The organism is Pseudomonas sp. Van50, assembly GCF_055390755.1.
The window spans coordinates 3,190,426-3,212,910 of the sequence record NZ_AP024343.1; the positions used below are offsets into that span (position 1 = coordinate 3,190,426).

Consider the following 22,485-nt stretch of genomic DNA (forward strand, 5'->3'; position numbering starts at 1 on the left):
GTGCAGGACATCTATCCGCTGGCCCCGCTACAGGAAGGTATTCTCTACCATCACCTCTCGGCCGAGCAGGGCGATCCCTACCTGCTCCAGACGCTGTTCGCTTTCGAGACCCAGGACCGTCTGGAGGACTTCGCGCGCGCGTTGCAACAGGTTATCGATCGTCACGACATTCTCAGGACGTCGATACGTTGGGAGGGATTCGAGCAACCCTTGCAGATCGTCTGGCGCAAAGCGCTGCTGAGACGGCAAGAGGTCGCCCTGGACCCGGTCGACGGCGATGCCGCGGCGCAACTGTATGAACGCTTCGATTCCAGGCATCACCGTCTGGATATTACCCAGGCACCGATGCTGCGTCTTGTGCATGCCCACGACACGGATAATGACCGTTGGCTGGCGATGCTGCTGTTCCACCACATGACGCTGGACCACACCGCGCTGGACGTGATGCAACACGAAATACAGGCCTGTCTCTCGGGAGAGGCGGCGCAGTTGGGCGCCGCGATGCCGTATCGCAACTATGTGGCCCAGGCCCGTCTGGGTGTGAGTGGCGAAGCCCACGAACGTTTTTTCCGCGACATGCTCGGCGACGTCGACGAGCCGACGCTACCGTTCGGCTTGCAGGATGTGCAAGGCGATGGCAGCGACATCGAGGAGGTCCGCCAGGACGTCGCGGCCGACCTGAGTCGCCGGTTACGGGTCCAGGCGCGTCAGCTCGGGGTGAGCGCGGCGAGCCTGTATCACCTGGTTTGGGCGCAAGTCCTGGGTCAGGTGTCGGGCAAGGACGATGTGGTGTTCGGCACGGTGCTGATGGGCCGGATGCAGGGCGGCGAGGGCGCCGATCGGGCGTTGGGCATGTTCATCAATACGCTGCCCTTGCGGGTGAGCGTGGCGCAAGCCGGCGTCCGTGCCGGCGTCAAGGAGACCCATGCCCGCCTGACCGCGTTGCTGGCCCATGAACACGCTTCCTTGGCGTTGGCGCAACGTAGCAGTGGCGTGCAAGCGCCAACACCATTGTTCAGTGCCTTGCTCAACTACCGTCATACCGGAGCGACAACCGCGATCGAGCTGTTGCCGGCCTGGGACGGTATCCAGATACTCAGTAGCGAGGAGCGGACCAACTACCCGTTGACGTTGTCGGTGGATGATCAGGGCGAGGCTTTCAGCTTTACCGTCATGACCCCGGCGCGCATTGGTGCGCAGCGGCTGTGTGATTATGTGCAGCACACGTTGGAAAACCTGGTCCGCATGCTCGAACAGCAGCCAGACATGCCCTTGCAGCAATTGTCGATCCTGCCGGCCTCGGAACGTGAGCAACTGCTGGTGGCATTCAACGCCACCGAGGCGGATTATCCGCAGCAGCAAACGATTCATGGTCTGTTCGAAGCCCAGGTCCAGCGTACGCCGGAGGCGGTGGCGGTGATCCGGGGCGAGCAGCGCCTGAGCTATGGGGAACTGAACAAGCGGGCCAACCGCCTGGCCCATTACCTGCGCAAACAGGGCGTGCAGCCGGATTCGCGGGTGGCGATCTGTGTCGAGCGCGGCATCGACATGGTCGTGGGGCTGCTGGCGATCCTCAAGGCCGGCGGCGGTTATGTACCGCTGGACCCGGCGTACCCGCTGGACCGGATTGCCTACATGCTGGACGACAGCGCGCCGGCTGCGGTGTTGGCGCAGACAGCGACCCTTGAGTTGCTGGCGGAAGCATCGATGCCAGTGATCAATCTCGACAGCGGCGATTGGCAGGACGAATCCGTCCAGAATCCCGAGGTCACTGAGCTGACGTCCTCGCACCTGGCTTATGTCATCTACACCTCCGGTTCGACCGGTCTGCCCAAGGGTGTGATGATCGAACACCGCAACACGGTGAACTTCCTGACCTGGGCCCATCGCTCGTTCGATTCGCAGACCTTGGCGAAAACCCTGTTCTCGACGTCGCTGAACTTCGACCTGGCCGTCTATGAATGCTTCGCGCCGCTGACCTCGGGCGGCAGCATCGAAGTGGTCACTAATGTGCTGGAACTGCAACAGGGCGAGCACGACATCACGCTGATCAACACCGTGCCGTCGGCGCTCAAGGCCTTGCTGGAGTCCGGTGGGCTGGGCGAGGGTGTCGACACGGTCAACGTCGCCGGTGAAGCGCTCAAGCGCAGCCTGGTTGAAACCTTGTTCGAACAGACCCAGGTCAAACGCCTGTGCAACCTCTACGGCCCATCGGAAACCACGACCTACTCAAGCTGGGTGTCGATGGCCCGCGAAGACGGATTTTCCGCACACATCGGCAAACCCGTGGCGAACACCCAGTTCTATCTGCTGGATGAGCACAAACAACCCGTGCCGCTGGGCGTGCCGGGCGAAATCTACATCGGTGGTGCCGGGGTCGCTCGCGGTTATCTCAACCGTGATGACCTGACGGCCGAGCGTTTCCTGAAAGATCCATTCAGCACGGCTCCAAACGCCCGTATGTACAAAACCGGTGACCTGGGCCGCTACCTGCCGGACGGGAACATCGAGTACCTGGGCCGCAATGACGACCAGGTGAAGATCCGCGGTTTCCGCATCGAACTGGGGGAGATCGAAGCCAAGCTCGCCCAGGCTCCAAACATCAAGGAAACCGTGGTCCTGGCCCGGGAAGACGTGCCGGGCGACAAACGCCTGGTGGCGTATTTCACCCAACACTCGCCGGACGAAACAGTAGAGATCGAAGCCCTGCGCACGCACCTGCAAGCGCAATTGCCGGCCTACATGGTGCCGGTGGCCTACGTGCGCCTGGATGCGTTGCCACTGACGCCGAACGGCAAGCTCGACCGCAAGGCCTTGCCGGCACCGGATCTCGATGCGCTGATCACCCGTGGCTACGAAGCCCCGCAAGGCGAAACCGAAATCACCCTGGCGCAGATCTGGCAAGACGTGCTCAAGGTCGAACGCGTCGGCCGGCACGACCATTTCTTCGAACTGGGCGGCCATTCGCTGTTGGCGGTCACGCTGATCGAGCGCATGCGCCAGGCCGGCTTGAGCGCCGACGTGCGCGTACTGTTCGGCCAGCCCACCCTGGCCGCGCTGGCGGCGGCAGTGGGGGCGGCAGTGAAATCGACGTGCCGGTCAACGGCATCCCGTTCGGCTGCGAGCGGATCACACCTGACATGCTGACGCTCACCAGCCTCGACCAGGACGCCATCGACCGCATCGTGTCGACCGTTCCAGGTGGGGCGCGCAACGTGCAAGAGATTTATCCAGTGGCACCGTTGCAGGAAGGCATTCTTTACCATCACCTGTCGGCCGAGCAGGGCGATCCCTATGTCTTGCACGCGCAATTTGCCTTTGACAGCCGCGAACGCCTCGACGGGTTCACCCAGGCCCTGCAAAGTGTCATTGACCGCCACGACATCTTGCGCACCGCGATTCTCTGGGAAGGTCTCGACGGGCCTCGACAAGTGGTCTGGCGCGAAGCGCGGCTGGGGCTTGAAGAATTGGTGCTGGACCCGCAGGCCGGAGCGATCGCCCAACAGCTGCAGCACCGCTTCGACGTCCGGCACTATGCCCTGGACATGACCCAGGCACCGCTGATGCGCCTGGCCTTTGCCCAAGACAAGCCGAACCAGCGCTGGGTAGCGATGCTGTTGTTCCATCACATCGCCCTCGATCACGCGGCGCTGAAAGTCGTACAGAGCGAGATGCAGGCCTACCTGCTGGGGCAGGCCGGTCAATTGGACGTTCCGGTACCGTATCGCAACTACGTGGCCCAGGCGTGCTTGGGTGTGGATCGTGAAGCGCAGGAAGGGTTCTTCCGTGAGATGCTGGGTGATGTCGACGAACCCACGCTGCCGTTCGGTTTGCAGCAGGTGCAGGGTGACAGCCATGACATCGAGGATGCGAGCCTGGTGCTCGACGGCGACTTGAGTCGTCGGTTGCGGCGCCTGGCACGCCAGTCGGGCGTGGGCGTTGCCAGTTTGCATCACTTGGCCTGGGCCCAGGTGCTGGGGCAAGCGTCCGGCAAGCAGGACGTGGTGTTTGGCACCGTATTGATGGGGCGGATGCAGGGCGGCCAGGGTGCTGACCGTGCGTTGGGCATGTTCATCAACACCTTGCCCCTTCGTGTGAGCGTGGGCGATCAGGCCGTCAAGGCCGGCGTCAAGGCGGTCCATGGGCAATTGACCGCACTGTTGGGCCACGAGCACGCCTCGCTGGCAGTGGCCCAGCGTTGCAGCGGCGTGGCGGCACCACTGCCGCTGTTCAGCGCCTTGTTGAACTACCGCAACTCCAGCGAACAGGCCGATACAGAAGCGGCGCAGTTGGCCTGGCACGGCATTGAGACACTGGGTGGCGAAGCACGTACCAACTATCCATTGACGCTGTGTATCGACGACTTGGGTGAAGATTTCGCCCTGACCGTCCTGGCCACGAGCGGTGTCGGTGCGCAGCGAGTCTGTGCCTACATGGCGACCGCGCTGCAAAGCTTGGCAACGGCGTTGGAATCCGACCCGACATCACGCTTGCAAACGCTGGCGGTACTGCCGCAAGCCGAGCGTCATCAGGTACTGACCGGCTTCAATACCACTGCCCGACGCTATCCTCAGGACAGGACCGTCCATGGCCTGTTCGAGGCGCAAGCCAACGAGCGTCCGCAAGCCGTTGCCGCCGTGCACAACGAGCACAGCCTGACCTACGCGGAGTTGAACCACCGGGCCAATCGCCTGGCCCGTCATCTGGTCGGTCTCGGCGTGCGACCGGGGGATCGGGTGGCGATTGCGCTGGAGCGTTCGCTCGAGCTGCTGGTCAACCAACTGGCGATCCTCAAATGCGCCGCCGTCTATGTCCCACTGGATGTCAGCGCGCCTCTGGAGCGTCAGCAGTTCATGGTGCAGGACAGCGGGGCACAGGTCGTGCTGACGTCGGGCACGGCGGTAGCGCCTGAAGCCTCGCAACGGGTCGATCTGGATACGCTGGTCTTCAATGAAGCCGCCGATAACCTCCACCTGACGCAAAGCGGCGAATCGGTGGCCTACATCATGTACACCTCCGGTTCCACCGGCACCCCGAAAGGTGTACTGGTGCCGCACCGGGCGATCAACCGACTGGTGATCAACAACGGCTACGCCGAGTTCAACGCCCAGGACCGGGTGGCCTTTGCCTCCAACCCGGCCTTCGATGCCAGCACCCTCGACGTCTGGGCACCGTTGCTCAACGGCGGTTGTGTGGTGGTGGTCGACCAGGACGTGCTGCTGACACAGGAACGTTTTGCGGCGCTGCTGCAAGAGCAATCGGTCAGCGTGCTGTGGATGACCGCCGGCCTGTTCCATCAATACGCCGCGGGGCTGATGTCGGTGTTCGCCCAGCTGCGCTACCTGATCGTCGGTGGTGATGTACTCGACCCAGCGGTGATCGGCCGAGTCCTGAAGGAAGGTGCGCCGCAGCACCTGCTCAACGGCTACGGTCCGACCGAAGCCACCACGTTTACCACCACCCATGAGATCAAGACCGTGGGCGAGGGCGGTATTCCCATCGGTCGCCCGATTGGCAACACCCGTGTCTACGTGCTGGATGCCAACCAACAGCCAGTGCCCATCGGCGTGGCCGGCGAGTTGTACATCGGTGGCGATGGCGTGGCGAAAGGGTACTTGAATCGTCCCGAGCTGACCGCCGAGAAGTTCGTCGCCGACCCGTTCAATGCCGATCCCGGTGCCTTGCTCTACCGCACCGGCGACCTGGCGCGCTGGCGGGCGGACGGCACGGTGGATTACCTGGGGCGTAACGACGACCAGGTGAAGATCCGTGGTTTCCGTATCGAACTGGGCGAGATCGAAGCCCGGTTAGGCCAGCATGACGAGGTCAAGGATGTCGTGGTGCTGGTGCGCGAAGACGTCCCGGGTGAGAAGCGCCTGGTGGCGTACTTCACGCCGCGGGACCTGGACGTTGCGCCGCACATCGAGACCCTGCGTACTCATTTGCAGGGGCAATTGCCGGACTACATGATTCCGGTGGCCTACGTTCGCCTCGACACATTGCCATTGACCGCCAACGGCAAGCTCGACCGCCGTGCACTGCCGGCGCCGGACAGCGAAGCCTACGTCAGCCGTGAATATGAAGCGCCGCAGGGCGAGGTCGAGCAGCTCTTGGCACAACTCTGGGCCGAGCTGCTCAGGGTTGAGCAAGTGGGTCGCCATGACAATTTCTTCGAACTGGGCGGCCATTCGCTGTTGGCCGTCACGCTGATCGAACGCATGCGCCAGGTCGGCTTGAGCGCCGACGTGCGAGTGTTGTTCGGTCAGCCGACCCTGGCCGCACTGGCCGCGGCGATTGGCAGCGGCAGGGAAGTCAGCGTTCCGGCGAACGTGATTCCTTTGCATTGCGAACACATCACCCCGGACTTGTTGCCCTTGATCAACCTGTCCCAGGCCGCCATCGACCGACTCGTCGCCACGGTGCCGGGTGGTGCGCGCAACGTGCAGGACATCTACCCGCTGGCGCCGCTGCAGGACGGCATTCTCTACCATCACCTGGCCGCCGAGCAGGGCGACCCCTATGTGCTGAAAACCGTGTTCGAACTGCAGAGTCGCGACCGCTTGGCGGCGTTTGTGGACGCGCTGCAATACGTCATCGATCGCCACGACATCCTGCGCACCAGTGTGGTGTGGCAAGGCTTCGACGCACCGATCCAAGTGGTGTGGCGCGAAGCGAAGCTGCACCTGGAAGAGATCGCCCTGGACATTGCCAAGGGCGAGATCACGGCGCAGTTGCAGGAGCGTTTCGACCCGCAACGCTACCGGCTGGACATCACCCAGGCCCCGCTGATGCGTCTGGTCTTTGCCGAAGACGCGCTCAACCAGCGTTGGGTCGCGGTGTTGTTGTTCCACCATATGGCCCTCGACCACACGGCGTTGGAAGTGGTGCAGCAGGAAATGCAGGCGCACCTGCTGGGCCAAACCGACCAACTGCCCGTGGCGATGCCGTACCGCGCCTATGTGGCGCAAGCGCGCCTGGGGGTGAGTCAACAAGAGCACGAAGGGTTCTTCCGCGAGATGCTCGCCGATGTCGACGAGCCGACCTTGCCGTTCGGCTTGCAGGACGTGAGCGGCGACGGACAGGCCATCGAGCAGGCCCGGCAGGTTGTCGAGGCGACCTTGAGCCTGCGTCTGCGGGCGCAAGCCCGGCAGTTGGGCGTGAGTGCCGCCAGCTTGGTCCACTTGGCCTGGGCGCAGGTACTGGGGCGTGTGTCAGGCAAGGACGATGTGGTGTTCGGTACGGTCCTGTTGGGCCGGATGCAGAGCGGCGAGGGTGCTGACCGGGCGCTGGGCATGTTTATCAATACCTTGCCGCTGCGGATCGACGTGAGCAGCCAAGGCGTGCGCGAGGGGGTGAAAGCCACTCACGCACGGCTGACCGGGTTGTTGGGCCATGAACACGCCTCGCTGGCCTTGGCCCAGCGTTGCAGCGGCGTGGTTGCGCCGCTGCCGCTGTTCAGCGCGCTGCTCAATTATCGGCACAGCGCCAGCGCAGCGGCCGAGGTCTCGAATGAAACCCAGGCCGCGTGGCAGGGCATCGAGTTCCTGAGCAACGAAGAGCGGACCAATTACCCGCTGACCCTATCGGTGGATGACCTGGGCGATGGCTTCATGCTGAGCGCCCTGGTAGTGCAGGGCATCGGTGCGGCACGCATCTGCGCCTACATGCACACGGCCCTGGAAAGTCTGGTGCAGGCCCTCGAACACGCGCCCCAGACGCCACTCAACCGACTGGAGATCCTGCCGCAAAGCGAGCGCAATCAGTTGCTGGAGGACTTCAACGCCACCCAGCGCACCTATCCACATGAGCAGACCGTTCTGGCGCTGTTCGAGGCTCAGGCCACGTACCTGCCGCAGGCGATTGCAGCGGTGCATGGACAGCGGCAAGTGAGCTACGCGCAGTTGAACGAGCAGGCCAACCACCTGGCCCATCACCTGATCGGCCTTGGCGTGCAACCGGACGACTGCGTGGCCATCCTGCTGCCACGCTCCATCGAGCTGCTGGCCAGTCAACTGGCGATCCTCAAGTGCGCGGCGGCCTACGTGCCGCTGGACCGCAACGCCTCCCTGGAGCGCCAGGGCTTCATGCTCGACGACTGCCAGGCCAAGTGCCTGCTGACGTTCAGTACCGAGACCGTGCCCGAGGGTGCATCGCGCATCGACCTGGACACGCTGGACAGCCAGGGCCCGGCGCACAACCCGGCATTGGCGCAGTCCAGCGAGTCGATCGCCTACATCATGTACACCTCGGGTTCCACCGGGCAGCCCAAGGGCGTGCTGGTGCCACATCGAGCCATCAACCGTTTGGTGATCAACAACGGTTACGCCGACTTCAACGCGCAGGACCGCATCGCCTTCGCCTCGAATCCGGCGTTCGACGCCAGCACCATGGACGTCTGGGGTGCGTTGCTCAATGGCGGGCAGGTGGTGGTGATCGACCACGAAACCCTGCTTGAGCCGTCAAGGTTCGCCCAGGTCTTGCAGGACTCGGGCGTTACGGTGCTGTTCGTGACCACGGCAATCTTCAACCAATACGTGCAACTGATTCCCCAGGCCCTCGGCGGCCTGCGGATCCTGCTGTGCGGCGGTGAACGGGCCGATGTGGCGTCGTTCCGGCGCTTGCTGGACCTGGCGCCCGGTTTGCGCCTGGTGCACTGCTATGGCCCGACCGAAACCACCACCTACGCCACCACCCTCGAGGTGAAGGCCGTGGCGGTGGATGCCGAATGCGTGCCCATTGGCGGACCGATCGGCAATACCCAGGTGTACGTGCTCGATGCACGCCAGCAATTGGCGCCGTTGGGTGTCGTCGGCGAGATGTACATCGGCGGCCAGGGCGTGGCCAAGGGGTATCTGAATCGACCAGACCTGACCGCGGAAAAATTCATCGCCGACCCGTTCAGCCATGAACCCGACGCGCTGCTGTACCGCACTGGTGACCTCGGTCGCTGGTTGCCGGAAGGCAGCCTGGAATGCCTGGGGCGCAACGATGATCAAGTGAAGATCCGCGGTTTCCGCATCGAGCTGGGCGAGATCGAAGCCAAGCTGGTGGCCTGTGACGGCGTGAAGGACGCGGTGGTGCTGGTGCGAGCCGATGAAACCGGCGAGAAACGCCTGGTGGCCTATGTCATTGCCCAACCGCAAGTCACGCTGAGCGTGGCCGGGTTGCGCGAGCAATTGTCCGCGACCCTGTCTGAGTACATGGTGCCTGCGGCGTTCGTGATGTTGTCGGCGTTCCCGTTGACGCTCAACGGCAAGGTGGACCGCAAGGCGCTGCCGGCGCCGGACGCCGAGGCTTACGCGAGCCAGGCCTACGCGGCGCCCCAGGGCGAGATCGAACAGCTCTTGGCCGGTATGTGGGCCGAGTTGTTGAAAGTGGAGCGGATCGGTCGCCACGATCACTTCTTCGAGCTGGGTGGCCACTCGCTGCTGGCGGTGACGCTGATCGAACGCATGCGCCAGGCCGGCTTGAGCGCCGACGTGAGGGTGCTGTTCAGCCAGCCAACCTTGGCCGCACTGGCCGCGGCGATTGGCAGCGGCAGGGAAGTCCGCGTGCCGGCGAACCTGATTCCTTTGGACTGTGAACACATCACCCCGGACTTGTTGCCCTTGATCAACCTGTCCCAGGAGGCCATCGACCGCCTCGTCGCCACCGTTCCCGGTGGTGCGCGCAACGTGCAGGACATCTACCCGTTGGCGCCATTGCAGGAAGGCATCCTCTATCACCACCTGGCCGCCGAGCAGGGCGACCCCTATGTGTTGCAATCGCAATTCGCCTTCGACAACCGTGAGCGCCTCGATGCCTTCATCGGCGCACTGCAAGTGGTGATCGATCGCCACGACATCTTGCGCACCAGTGTGGTCTGGGAAGGCTTGGATGAGCCGGTGCAAGTGGTCTGGCGCCAGGTGGTGCTGGCGCCGCAGTGCATCGTTCTCGATGCCACGGCCGGCGACATCGCCACGCAATTGGCCAGCCGTTTCGATGCGCGTCACAGTCGCCTGGATTTGGGCCGGGCACCGTTGTTGCACCTGGCTTACGCCCGGGACGAGGCCCAGGATCGCTGGGTCGCGATCCTGTTGTTCCATCACATGGCCCTGGACCACACCGCCCTGGACGTGATGCAGCATGAAATGCAAATGCACCTGCTGGGCCAGGACGAACACCTGGTCGCATCGGTGCCGTACCGCAACTACGTGGCCCAGGCCCGCCTGGGGACGAGTGAACAGGAGCACGAAGCGTTTTTCCGCGACATGCTTGGCGATATCGACGAGCCGACGCTGCCATTCGGCCTGGCCCAGGTTCAAGGCGACGGGCACGGCATCGAAGAAACGAAGGTGTTTGTCGATGACGCCCTGAGCCAGCGCCTGCGCACGCAAGCCCGCCAGCTGGGTGTCAGTGCCGCCAGCCTGGTCCATTTGGCTTGGGCCCAAGTCCTGGCCGTGGCGTCGGGCCAGGAGAACGTGGTGTTCGGCACGGTCCTGCTGGGCCGGATGCAAGGCGGCGACGGCGCCGATCGGGCCCTGGGCATGTTCATCAACACCTTGCCGATCTGCGTGCCGGTGAATGAGCAAAACGTGCGGGACGCGGTGAAGACCACCCACGCGCGGCTGACCGGGTTGCTGGGGCATGAGCATGCTTCCCTGGCCTTGGCCCAGCGCTGCAGTGAGGTGGCCTCGCCAGCGCCGCTGTTCAGTGCGCTGCTGAACTTCCGCCACAGTTCGCTGCAGGTGACGGATGAGGGTTTGTCGGCCTGGAACGGCATGCAAATGTTGTCCAGCGAGGAACGTACCAACTATCCGCTGACGCTGAACGTCGATGACCTGGGCGAAGGCTTCAGCCTGACGGTGCAGGTCGAGTCCCGGATCGGGGCGCAACGTATCTGTGACTATGTGCAGGCGGCCCTGCACAGCCTGGTTGATTCCTTGGAGCACGCGCCGCAAACGGCGGTGCACAACCTCGCGGTATTGCCATCGGCCGAACGCAAGCACCTGTTGGAAACCTGGAATGCGCCAGAGGCGACGTATGCCCACGACGCGCTGATCCATCGCCAGTTCGAGGCCCAGGTCGCGACGCAATCCGACGCGGTGGCGGTGGTGTTCGAGGATCAGGTTCTGACCTACGGCGAACTCAACGCCCAGGCCAACCAGCTCGCCCATCGCTTGTTGTCGCTGGGCATTCGCCCGGATGACCGGGTCGCGATCTGTGTCGAACGCGGCTTGGACATGCTCGTCGGCCTGTTGGGGATCTTGAAGTCGGGTGCCGGCTACGTACCGCTGGATCCGGCTTCCCCGGCGGAACGCATCGCCTACATGCTCGAGGACAGTGCCCCCGTGGCGATCGTGGTGCATGCCGCCACCCAGGCGCTGCTGGCCGAAGAGTCGGTACGGCTGATCGAACTCGATAGCCCGGCGTTGCGCAGCCAGTCCACTGCCAACCCGCAAGTACCGGGCCAGACCTCGTCGCAGTTGGCCTACGTGATCTACACCTCCGGCTCCACCGGGTTGCCCAAGGGCGTGATGGTCGAGCACCGCAACGTCGCACGATTGTTTTCGGCGACCCAGCCCTGGTTCGAGTTCGGCCAGCAAGACGTCTGGGCACTGTTCCATTCCTTCGCTTTCGATTTCTCGGTCTGGGAAATCTGGGGTGCGTTGATCCATGGCGGACGCCTGCTGGTGGTGCCACAGCTGGTCAGCCGCTCCCCGCAAGAGTGCTACGCGCTGCTGTGCCAGGCCGGTGTGACCGTGCTCAACCAGACGCCAAGCGCCTTCCGGCAACTGATCGTGGCCCAGGGCGAAAGCGATCTGCGTCACAGCTTGCGCCAGGTGATCTTTGGCGGTGAAGCGCTGGAAACCGCGATGCTCAAGCCCTGGTACGCCCGTGTAGCCAATGCTGGGACACAGTTGGTGAACATGTACGGCATTACTGAGACGACGGTGCACGTGACCTACCGTCCCCTCGAAGCGGCCGACGCGCAGTTGACGGGCGTCAGCCCCATCGGCAAGCGCATTCCCGACCTGCAACTGTATGTGCTCGACGCCCGGCGCGAGCCGGTGCCGGTAGGCGTGGTGGGTGAGATGTACGTGGGTGGCGCGGGCGTGGCGCGGGGTTACCTGAACCGGCCCGAGTTGACCCAGGAACGCTTTATTGCCGACACCTTCAGCGGGAGGGAAGGGGCACGCCTGTACAGGACCGGCGACCTCGGCCGCTGGCTGGCCGACGGCAGCATCGAATACCTGGGCCGCAACGACGACCAGGTGAAGATCCGCGGTTTCCGCATCGAACTGGGCGAGATCGAAGCGACCTTGGCCGCCTGCGAGGGGGTCAGCGACGCGCTGGTGATAGCCCGTGAAGACGCGCCGGGGGACAAGCGCCTGGTGGGCTATGTCATTGCCGCAGACGGCGCGCAATTGTTAGCCGCTGAGCTGCGTGCGCAATTGCTGGCTTCGCTGGCGGACTACATGGTGCCCAGCGCGTTTGTGGTCCTCGAGGCGTTCCCGCTGACCACCAACGGCAAGCTCGACCGCAAGGCCTTGCCGGCGCCGGATCAGTCGGCAGTGGCGACCCGCGAATACGAAGCGCCGCAAGGCGAGGCTGAGACGGTCATTGCCGCGATCTGGCAAGACCTGCTGGACCTCGAGCGGATCGGCCGTCACGACAACTTCTTCGAACTGGGCGGCCATTCGCTGCTGGCGGTGAAGCTGCTCGAACGCATGCGCCATGTCGGCTTGAGCGCCGACGTGCGGGTGCTGTTCGGCCAACCGACGCTGGCGGCCCTGGCTGCCGCGGTGGGCGGGCACACGGAAGTCGTGGTGCCGGGCAACGCTATCCCGGACGGTTGCACGCGGATCACCCCGCAGATGTTGCCCCTGGCCGACCTGGACCAGGACGCCATCGACCAGATCGTGGCCATGGTCCCGGGTGGCGTGGCAAATGTGCAGGATATCTACGCCCTGGCGCCGTTGCAGGAAGGGATCCTGTATCACCACATCGCCGCCGCCCAAGGCGATCCCTACTTGCAGTACGTGATGTTCGCGTTCGACAGCTTCGCCCATGTGGAACACTTCACCCAGGCGCTGCAAGCCGTCGTCTGCCGTCACGATATCCTGCGCACCGGGGTGCTCTGGGAAGGCCTGGCCGAGCCCGTGCAGGTGGTCTGGCGTGAGGCGCGGCTGGTGGTCGAGTCGGTTGACCTGGATCCGGCGGCCGGGGAGGTTGCCACGCAGCTGCATCAGCGTTTCGACCCTCGGCACTATCGCCTGGACATCCGCCAGGCGCCGCTGATGCGAGTCGCTTATGCGCAAGACCCGGCCAACCAGCGCTGGGTGGGCATGCTGTTGTTCCATCACTTGGTGGACGACGCCACCTCGCTGGCCGTGCTGTCGGCGGAGATCGAGGCGCACATGCTCGGCCAGGCACAACGCCTGCCGGCATCGGTGCCGTATCGCAACTACGTGGCCCAGGCTCGGTTGGGCGTGAGTCGCGAAGCCCATGAACGGTTCTTCCGCGACATGCTCGCCGATGTCGACGAGCCGACGTTGCCGTTCGATTTGCAGGATGTGCAAGGCGACGGCAGCGGCATCGAAGAGGTGCGCCAGGAGGTCGAGGCCGACCTCAGCCGTCGGCTGCGGCTCCAGGCACGTCAGCTCGGAGTGAGCGCGGCGAGCCTGTATCACTTGGTCTGGGCCCAGGTACTGGGCACGGTGTCGGGTCGCGACGACGTGGTGTTCGGCACCGTGTTGGTAGGGCGGATGCAGGGCGGCGAGGGCGCCGACCGTGCACTGGGGATGTTCATCAATACCTTGCCGTTGCGAGTGAGCCTGGGGCAGACCGGTGTCCGTGCCGGTGTGAAAGCGACCCATGCGCGCCTGAGCGCGTTGCTCGGCCATGAGCACGCCTCGCTGGTGCTGGCGCAACGTTGCAGCGGCGTGGAGGCGCCGACGCCGTTGTTCAGTGCCTTGCTCAACTATCGCCATACCGGCGCGGCGGCTTCAGCCGAAGCGCTGTCGGCCTGGGACGGTATCCGGGTGCTCAGTGGTGAGGAGCGGACCAACTACCCGCTGACGTTGTCGGTGGATGACCAGGGCGAGGCGTTCAGCTTCAGCGTCATGACCCCGGCGCGCATTGGTGCGCAGCGGCTTTGCGGTTATGTGCAAGTGGCGCTGGAAGGCCTGATCCAGATGCTTGAGCAGACGCCAGAGGCGCCGTTGCACCAACTGTCGATCCTGCCGCCGAGCGAGCGTTTGAAACTGTTGGCCGAGTTCAATACCGGTGGTGCCGAAGACCCGCAGGAGCAGACCGTTCTCGGGCTGTTCGAAGCCCAGGCCCAACGCACGCCAGACAGCGTGGCCGTCCTGCATGGCGAGCACGCGTTGAGCTATCGCCAGTTGGACGCGCGAGCCAACCAGTTGGCGCATTACCTGCGCAAGCAGGGCGTGCAACCGGATTCGCGCGTGGCGATCTGTGTCCAGCGCAGCGCCGAGATGGTGATCGGCTTGCTCGCGATTCTCAAGGCGGGCGGTGGTTATGTGCCGTTGGATCCGGCTTATCCCGCCGAGCGGATTGCCTACATGCTGGCCGACAGCGAGCCGGCTGCGGTACTGGCCCAGGTAGCGACCCGAGGGCTCTTGTCGCAGGTTCAGGTGCCACTGATCGACCTGGACGACGGTCCATGGCAAGACGAGCCGGAGCATACCCCGCAGGTCACCGGCTTGACGCCGGCCCACCTGGCCTACGTGATCTACACCTCCGGCTCCACTGGCTTGCCCAAAGGGGTGATGGTCGAACATCGCGGCTTGCGCAACCTGCTGGACTGGTACCTCGAAGACCTGGCTTTCCACGCCGGCGACGCAGTGCTGCTGGCGTCCTCCTACAACTTCGACCTGACCCAGAAAAACATCCTCGCACCGCTGATGGTCGGGGCCACCCTGCACCTGGCCGCCGAACCCTTCAACCCCGGCGCCATCGTCGCCCAGGTCGCCGAGGCCGGGATTACCCACCTCAATATGTCGCCCAGCGCCTTCCACGCACTGGTGGACGCCGACCACGGGCAAGCCCTGGCCTGCCTGAAACGGGTGGTCCTGGGGGGCGAGCCGATTCAGGTCGCCATGCTGGAAAAACTCGCCCAGCCACGGCCCACGGTGATCAACAGCTACGGGCCGACCGAGTGCAGCGATGTGGTCGCCTGGTACACCGCCGACAGCGACCTTGAGACCTACCGGCACCAGTCGATCCCCATTGGCCGGCCAGTCCGAAACATGCAATTGCATGTGCTGGACGCCCACGGGCAACTGCTGCCAGTGGGTGTACCCGGCGAGATCCATATCGGCGGTGTCGGTGTGGCTCGCGGTTACCTCAACCTGCCGCAACTCAGCGCCGAACGCTTCATCGCCGACCCGTTCTACGGCAAGGCCGACGCGCGCCTGTACAAGACCGGCGACCTCGGTCGCTGGTTGCCTGACGGCACCCTGCAGTATCTGGGACGCAATGACGATCAGGTGAAGATCCGTGGGTTCCGTATCGAACTGGGCGAGATCGAAGCCAAGCTCGCCCAGCACGACGCGGTGAAGGAGGCTGCGGTGCTGGTCCGTGAGGACGTACCGGGGGAACAACGCCTGGTGGCCTATTTCACCCAATACGCGCCGGGCGAAGCGGCGGACATCGACGCGCTGCGTACCTGGCTGTTGGCCCAACTACCGACCTTCATGGTGCCGGTGGCCTATGTAGGCCTCGACGCCATGCCGCTGACCCCCAACGGCAAGCTCAACCGCAAGGTACTGCCGGCGCCGGACCTGGAGGCTTTCATCACCCGGGGCTACGAAGCCCCCATTGGCGAAACCGAAATCACACTGGCCCAGTTGTGGGCTGAAGTGCTCAACGTAGAGCGCGTAGGGCGTCACGATCACTTCTTTGAACTGGGCGGGCATTCCTTGCTTGCCGTCAGCCTGATGGAGCGGATGCGCCAAGAGGGTCTGGAAGCGGATGTGCGGACGTTGTTCGAGCAGCCCACGCTCTCGGAATACGCGGCAACGACAGAAAAAATGGAGATTGTCCTGTGAGTGTGATCGAACTGTTGGCGACACTAAAAGAAAAAGACGTACAGCTTTCAGTCAAGGGCGATCAGCTCGTGGTACGGGGCCGCAAACAGTCTCTTAGCGAGCCGGCGGTGCTGGCCTTGCTGCGCGAGCACAAAGCCGCGTTGATCGAGTTGATCCAGGCCGGGGAATACGATGACAGCAAGGCTGGCGAAATCGACATCCCAGCCAATGCCATCGCGCCCGGTTGCAGGCATATCACGCCGCAGATGCTGCCACTGGTGACCCTCGACCAGCCGGCCATCGACCGCATCGTGGCCACTGTGCCGGGCGGTGCGGCCAACGTGCAGGACATCTACCCGCTGGCGCCGTTGCAGGAGGGGATTCTTTATCACCACCTGACCGCCACCCAGGGCGATCCCTACTTATTGCAGGCGCACTTCAGCATCTCCCGGCAGGAGCGCCTGACGGATTTTGTCGACGCCTTGCAAAGCGTGATCGACCGCCACGATATCCTGCGCACTGCCATCGTCCGCGAGGGGTTGCAAGAAGCGGTGCAGGTGGTCTGGCGCGAGGCCCGGTTGGGCGTCAAGGACATCAGTGCCGACCTCGCCGAGGGTGACGTCATGGCGCAATTGCAGGCGCGCTTCGATCCTCGTCACTATCGCCTGGACGTCAGCCAGGCGCCGCTGTTGCTGCTGGTGGTCGCCGAAGACCCAGCCAAGCAGCGCTGGGCCGCCATGCTGCTGTTCCATCACATGGCCCTCGACCACGCAGCCCTGACGGTTGTGCAGAGTGAAATGCAAGCCTACCTGATGGGGCAGGCCGGGCAATTGCAGCCTGCCGCTCCTTACCGCGACTATGTCGTTCGGACCCGACAGGCCGGCCAGCGCCAGGCTGACGAGAGGTTCTTCCGCCAGATGCTGGGCGACGTCGAGGAGCCGACCTTACCCTTTGGCCAGCAGGATGTGCTGGGCGACGGCAGTGCCATCGAAGAAAGCCATCTGGCACTGGCCCCAGACCTCAGTCGCCGCCTGCGCACGCAGGCACGTCAGCTTGGCGTGAGCGCGGCGAGCATTTTTCACCTGGCCTGGGCGCAGGTGCTCGGCGGTGTATCGGGCCGTGACGACGTGGTGTTCGGCACGGTGATGCTCGGTCGCATGCAGGCCGGTGAAAGCATGACCCGGGCCCTGGGCATGTTTATCAATACCTTGCCGCTGCGCGTGGGTGTAGGTGCACAGAGCGTGCGCGATGGGGTGAAAAGCACCCACGCCGGGTTGAGCAGCCTGCTCAGTCACGAATACGCCTCCCTGGCCCTGGCGCAACGTTGCAGCGGCGTGGCGGCGCCGGCGCCGCTGTTCAGCGCGCTGCTGAACTACCGTCACAGCGCCAGCGCGGCGCATACCCCCGCGGCTGACGTCAGCCTGGCCTGGGACGGGATGGAGGCCCTGGGCGCGGAAGAACGCACCAACTACCCACTGATCCTCTCGGTGGACGATTTCTCCGATGACTTCGCCTTGTCGGTGCAAGCCACTGCGCTGATCGGCGCGCAACGCATCGGCGATTACATGCAGGCAGCCGTTGAAAACCTGGTCACCGCCTTGGAGTCTGCGCCCGGAGCGATGCTCAACAGCCTGTCGTTCCTGCCAGAATCGGAGCGTGAACGGGTGCTGCTGTCGTTCAACGACACCGACCGTGATTTTCCGCGGGAACAACCGATTCATGCCTTGTTCGAGGCCCAGGCCGAGGCGCGCCCGGACGCGCCGGCAGCGGTACAGGGTGGGCAAGTCCTGACTTACCGCGAACTGGACAGCCAAGCCGGGCGTCTGGCCAGGCATCTGCTCGACCTTGGCCTGCAAGCGGGTCAAACCGTGGCGATCCTGCTGCCGCGCTCGCTCGATTTACTGGTCAGCCAGTTGGCCGTCCTCAAGTGCGCGGCGGTGTACTTGCCACTGGACATCAACGCGCCCGGCGAGCGCCAGCAGTTCATGATCGAGGACAGTCACGCCGTACTGGCCTTGACCCACAGCCGCGAAGCCTTGGCGGCGGATGTGCGTCGGGTGGACCTGGACAGTGTCGACCTTCCCGAGCCGGCGGCCCATTACAGCCAGCAACCCGCATCGAGCGAAGCGCCGGCCTACATCATGTACACCTCAGGTTCCACGGGGACGCCCAAGGGCGTGTTGGTGCCACATCGGGCCATCAGCCGGCTGGTGATCAATAACGGTTATGCCGACTTCAACCAGCAGGACCGGGTGGCCTTCGCCTCCAATCCGGCCTTCGACGCCAGCACACTGGAAGTCTGGGCACCGTTGCTCAACGGCGGTTGCGTCGTTGTGGTCGACCAGGACGTGCTGTTGTCCCAGGAACGCTTGCACAGGCTGTTGCTCGAGCAAGCGGTGAATGTGTTGTGGATGACGGCGGGGCTGTTTCACCAATATGCCGACCGCCTGATGGACGTGTTCGCCCAGTTGCGCTACTTGATTGTCGGGGGCGATGTGCTGGACCCCGCGGTGATCGCCCGCGTCCTGCAGGACGGCGCGCCGGCCCATCTGCTCAACGGCTACGGCCCGACGGAAGCGACGACGTTCTCGACCACCTACGAAATCCAGGCCATTGGCGACGGCAGCGTCCCGATTGGCCGGCCCTTGGGCAATACCCGGGTCTACATCCTCGATGCGCAGCAGCGACCCGTGCCCCAAGGCGTGGCCGGCGAGCTGTACATCGGCGGCCTTGGGGTCGCCAAAGGTTACTTGAACCGACCGGACCTGACCGCCGAGAAATTCCTTCTCGACCCGTTCAGCCAGAACGCCCAGGCCCTGATGTACCGCACCGGCGATCTCGGACGCTTCCGGGAGGACGGCAATATCGAGTACCTGGGCCGCAACGACGGCCAGGTGAAGATCCGCGGCTTCCGCATCGAACCGGGGGAGATCGAAGCCCGCCTGGGGCAACACGCTGCGGTGAAAGAGGCGACGGTGCTGGTGCGTGAAGACGTTCCCGGCGAAAAACGCCTGGTGGCTTATTTCACCTTGCATTCAACGGATGACAGCGCGGACATCGAAGCCCTGCGCGCGCACCTGCAAAGCCGCTTGCCGGACTATATGGTGCCGGCCGCCTACGTGCGGCTCGATGCCCTGCCGCTGACCCCCAACGGCAAGCTCGACCGCAAGGCCCTGCCGGTGCCGGATCAGGCGTCGATCGTTACCCGGGGCTACGAAGCCCCACTGGGCGACACCGAAATCACCCTGGCTCGCCTCTGGCAGCAAGTCCTTAACGTCGAGCGGGTGGGACGCCACGATCATTTCTTCGAACTGGGCGGCCATTCCTTGCTCGCCGTCAATCTGATCGAGCAGATGCGCCAGGTCGGCTTGAGTGCCGATGTCCGTGTGCTGTTCGGCCAGCCGACCCTTGCGGCACTGGCCGCGGCGGTGGGGGGCGGCAATGAGGTCGAGGTGCCGGCCAACGGCATCACCCCCGATTGTGAACGGATTACCCCCCAGATGCTGCCGCTGGCGACATTGACCCAGGAGGCGATCGACCGGATCGTTGCCGCGGTGCCGGGTGGTGTGCCCAACGTGCAGGACATCTACCCGCTGGCACCGTTGCAGGAAGGTATTCTCTATCACCATGTCTCGGCACAGCAGGGCGATCCCTACGTGTTGCAGGCGCTGTTCGCCTTCCAGGACAAGGCACGCCTCGACGATTTCGCCCAGGCCCTGCAAGGGGTCATCGACCGGCACGACATCCTGCGCACCTCGATCATGTGGGAGGGGCTGGAGCAGCCGATACAGGTGGTCTGGCGCAAGGCGCTGTTGAGCGTCGAGCAACTGCAGCTGGACGCGTCGGACGCCGATGCCGTGACCCAGCTGCATGCACGTTACGACTCTCGTCATCATCGCCTGGACATTCGCCAGGCCCCGCTGATGTGCCTGCGTTATGCCCATGACCCGGTCAACCAGCGCTGGGTGGCGATGTTGCTGTTCCACCACATTGCCCTGGACCATACCGCGCTGGAGGTGGTGCAGCAGGAAATGCAGGCGCACCTGCTCGGCCAGGCCGGACAATTGGCCGCCGCGCTGCCGTACCGCAACTATGTGGCCCAGGCGCGCCTGGGTGTCAGCGAGGCAGAACACGAGGCGTTTTTCCGCGAGATGCTCGGTGATGTCGACGAGCCGACCCTGCCCCTGGGGTTGCAACAGGTGCAGGGTGACGGTCGCGGCATCGAGGAGGCCAAGCTGGAAGTGGACGCCGTTTTGAGCCACCGCTTGCGGGCGCAGGCGCGGCAGCTCGGGGTGAGTGCGGCGAGCCTGCATCATTTGGCTTGGGCGCAGGTGCTGGGGCGCCTGTCCGCACGGGAGGACGTGGTGTTCGGCACGGTCCTGATGGGGCGGATGCAGGGCGGCGAGGGCGCTGACCGGGTCCTTGGCATGTTCATCAACACCTTGCCGCTGCGGGTCAACCTGGATGAGCAGGGTGCCCGCGCGGGAGTCAAGACCACCCATGGGCGACTGACTGCATTGCTCGGTCACGAACACGCTTCGTTGGCCCTGGCGCAACGTTGCAGCCGCGTCGCCGCACCGGCCCCGTTGTTCAGTGCGCTGCTGAACTACCGACACAGCGCGACCGGTTCGGCTTCAGCCGAGGCCATGAGCGCCTGGCAGGGCATGGAAATCCTGAGCAACGAAGAGCGGACCAATTACCCGCTGACCCTATCGGTGGATGACCTGGGCGATGGCTTCATGCTGAGCGCCCTGGTAGTGCAGGGCATCGGTGCTGCACGCATCTGCGCCTACATGCACACGGCCCTGGAAAGTCTGGTGCAGGCCCTCGAACACGCGCCCCAGACGCCACTCAACCGACTGGAGATCCTGCCGCAAAGCGAGCGCAATCAGTTGCTGGAGGACTTCAACGCCACCCAGCGCACCTATCCACATGAGCAAACCGTCCTGGCGCTGTTCGAGGCTCAGGCCACGTACCTGCCGCAGGCGATTGCAGCGGTGCATGGACAGCGGCAAGTGAGCTACGCGCAGTTGAACGAGCAGGCCAACCACCTGGCCCATCACCTGATCGGCCTTGGCGTGCAACCGGACGACTGCGTGGCCATCCTGCTGCCACGCTCCATCGAGCTGCTGGCCAGTCAACTGGCGATCCTCAAGTGCGCGGCGGCCTACGTGCCGCTGGACCGCAACGCCTCCCTGGAGCGCCAGGGCTTCATGCTCGACGACTGCCAGGCCAAGTGCCTGCTGACGTTCAGTACCGAGACCGTGCCCGAGGGTGCATCGCGCATCGACCTGGACACGCTGGACAGCCAGGGCCCGGCGCACAACCCGGCATTGGCGCAGTCCAGCGAGTCGATCGCCTACATCATGTACACCTCGGGTTCCACCGGGCAGCCCAAGGGCGTGCTGGTGCCACATCGAGCCATCAACCGTTTGGTGATCAACAACGGTTACGCCGACTTCAACGCGCAGGACCGCATCGCCTTCGCCTCGAATCCGGCGTTCGACGCCAGCACCATGGACGTCTGGGGTGCGTTGCTCAATGGCGGGCAGGTGGTGGTGATCGACCACGAAACCCTGCTTGAGCCGTCAAGGTTCGCCCAGGTCTTGCAGGACTCGGGCGTTACGGTGCTGTTCGTGACCACGGCAATCTTCAACCAATACGTGCAACTGATTCCCCAGGCCCTCGGCGGCCTGCGGATCCTGCTGTGCGGCGGTGAACGGGCCGATGTGGCGTCGTTCCGGCGCTTGCTGGACCTGGCGCCCGGTTTGCGCCTGGTGCACTGCTATGGCCCGACCGAAACCACCACCTACGCCACCACCCTCGAGGTGAAGGCCGTGGCGGTGGATGCCGAATGCGTGCCCATTGGCGGACCGATCGGCAATACCCAGGTGTACGTGCTCGATGCACGCCAGCAATTGGCGCCGTTGGGTGTCGTCGGCGAGATGTACATCGGCGGCCAGGGCGTGGCCAAGGGGTATCTGAATCGACCAGACCTGACCGCGGAAAAATTCATCGCCGACCCGTTCAGCCATGAACCCGACGCGCTGCTGTACCGCACTGGTGACCTCGGTCGCTGGTTGCCGGAAGGCAGCCTGGAATGCCTGGGGCGCAACGATGATCAAGTGAAGATCCGCGGTTTCCGCATCGAGCTGGGCGAGATCGAAGCCAAGCTGGTGGCCTGTGACGGCGTGAAGGACGCGGTGGTGCTGGTGCGAGCCGATGAAACCGGCGAGAAACGCCTGGTGGCCTATGTCATTGCCCAACCGCAAGTCACGCTGAGCGTGGCCGGGTTGCGCGAGCAATTGTCCGCGACCCTGTCTGAGTACATGGTGCCTGCGGCGTTCGTGATGTTGTCGGCGTTCCCGTTGACGCTCAACGGCAAGGTGGACCGCAAGGCGCTGCCGGCGCCGGACGCCGAGGCTTACGCGAGCCAGGCCTACGCGGCGCC

At 64.3% G+C, this 22,485-nt stretch carries 3 protein-coding genes (1 of these 3 only partly in view); all 3 read left to right on the top strand.

Annotation, left to right across the window (positions count from 1 at the left end; genetic code table 11):
• Tightly spaced (each overlapping or abutting the next), the 3 genes in view from ACZ5M5_RS13780 to ACZ5M5_RS13790 form a layout consistent with a single transcriptional unit that may run on beyond the window.
• Positions 1 to 3,147 (top strand): non-ribosomal peptide synthetase, encoded by a 3,147-nt coding sequence (locus tag ACZ5M5_RS13780; RefSeq protein WP_464739228.1) that lies wholly within the window; start codon positions 1 to 3, stop codon positions 3,145 to 3,147.
• Positions 3,093 to 16,055 carry a non-ribosomal peptide synthetase gene (locus tag ACZ5M5_RS13785; protein ID WP_464739229.1) on the top strand — a complete coding sequence of 4,321 codons (12,963 nt, stop codon included), beginning with the start codon at positions 3,093 to 3,095 and terminating at the stop codon, positions 16,053 to 16,055. The genes ACZ5M5_RS13780 and ACZ5M5_RS13785 overlap by 55 nt, the downstream gene beginning before the upstream one ends.
• A protein-coding gene (locus ACZ5M5_RS13790; RefSeq protein WP_464739230.1) for an amino acid adenylation domain-containing protein crosses the window boundary here: on the top strand, positions 16,052 to 22,485 show its beginning. It continues 6,742 nt past the right edge of the window; 6,434 of the gene's 13,176 nt are visible here — the first part of the coding sequence; it begins with the start codon at positions 16,052 to 16,054; its stop codon lies beyond the right edge, outside the window. Before ACZ5M5_RS13785 ends, ACZ5M5_RS13790 begins: the two co-directional genes overlap by 4 nt.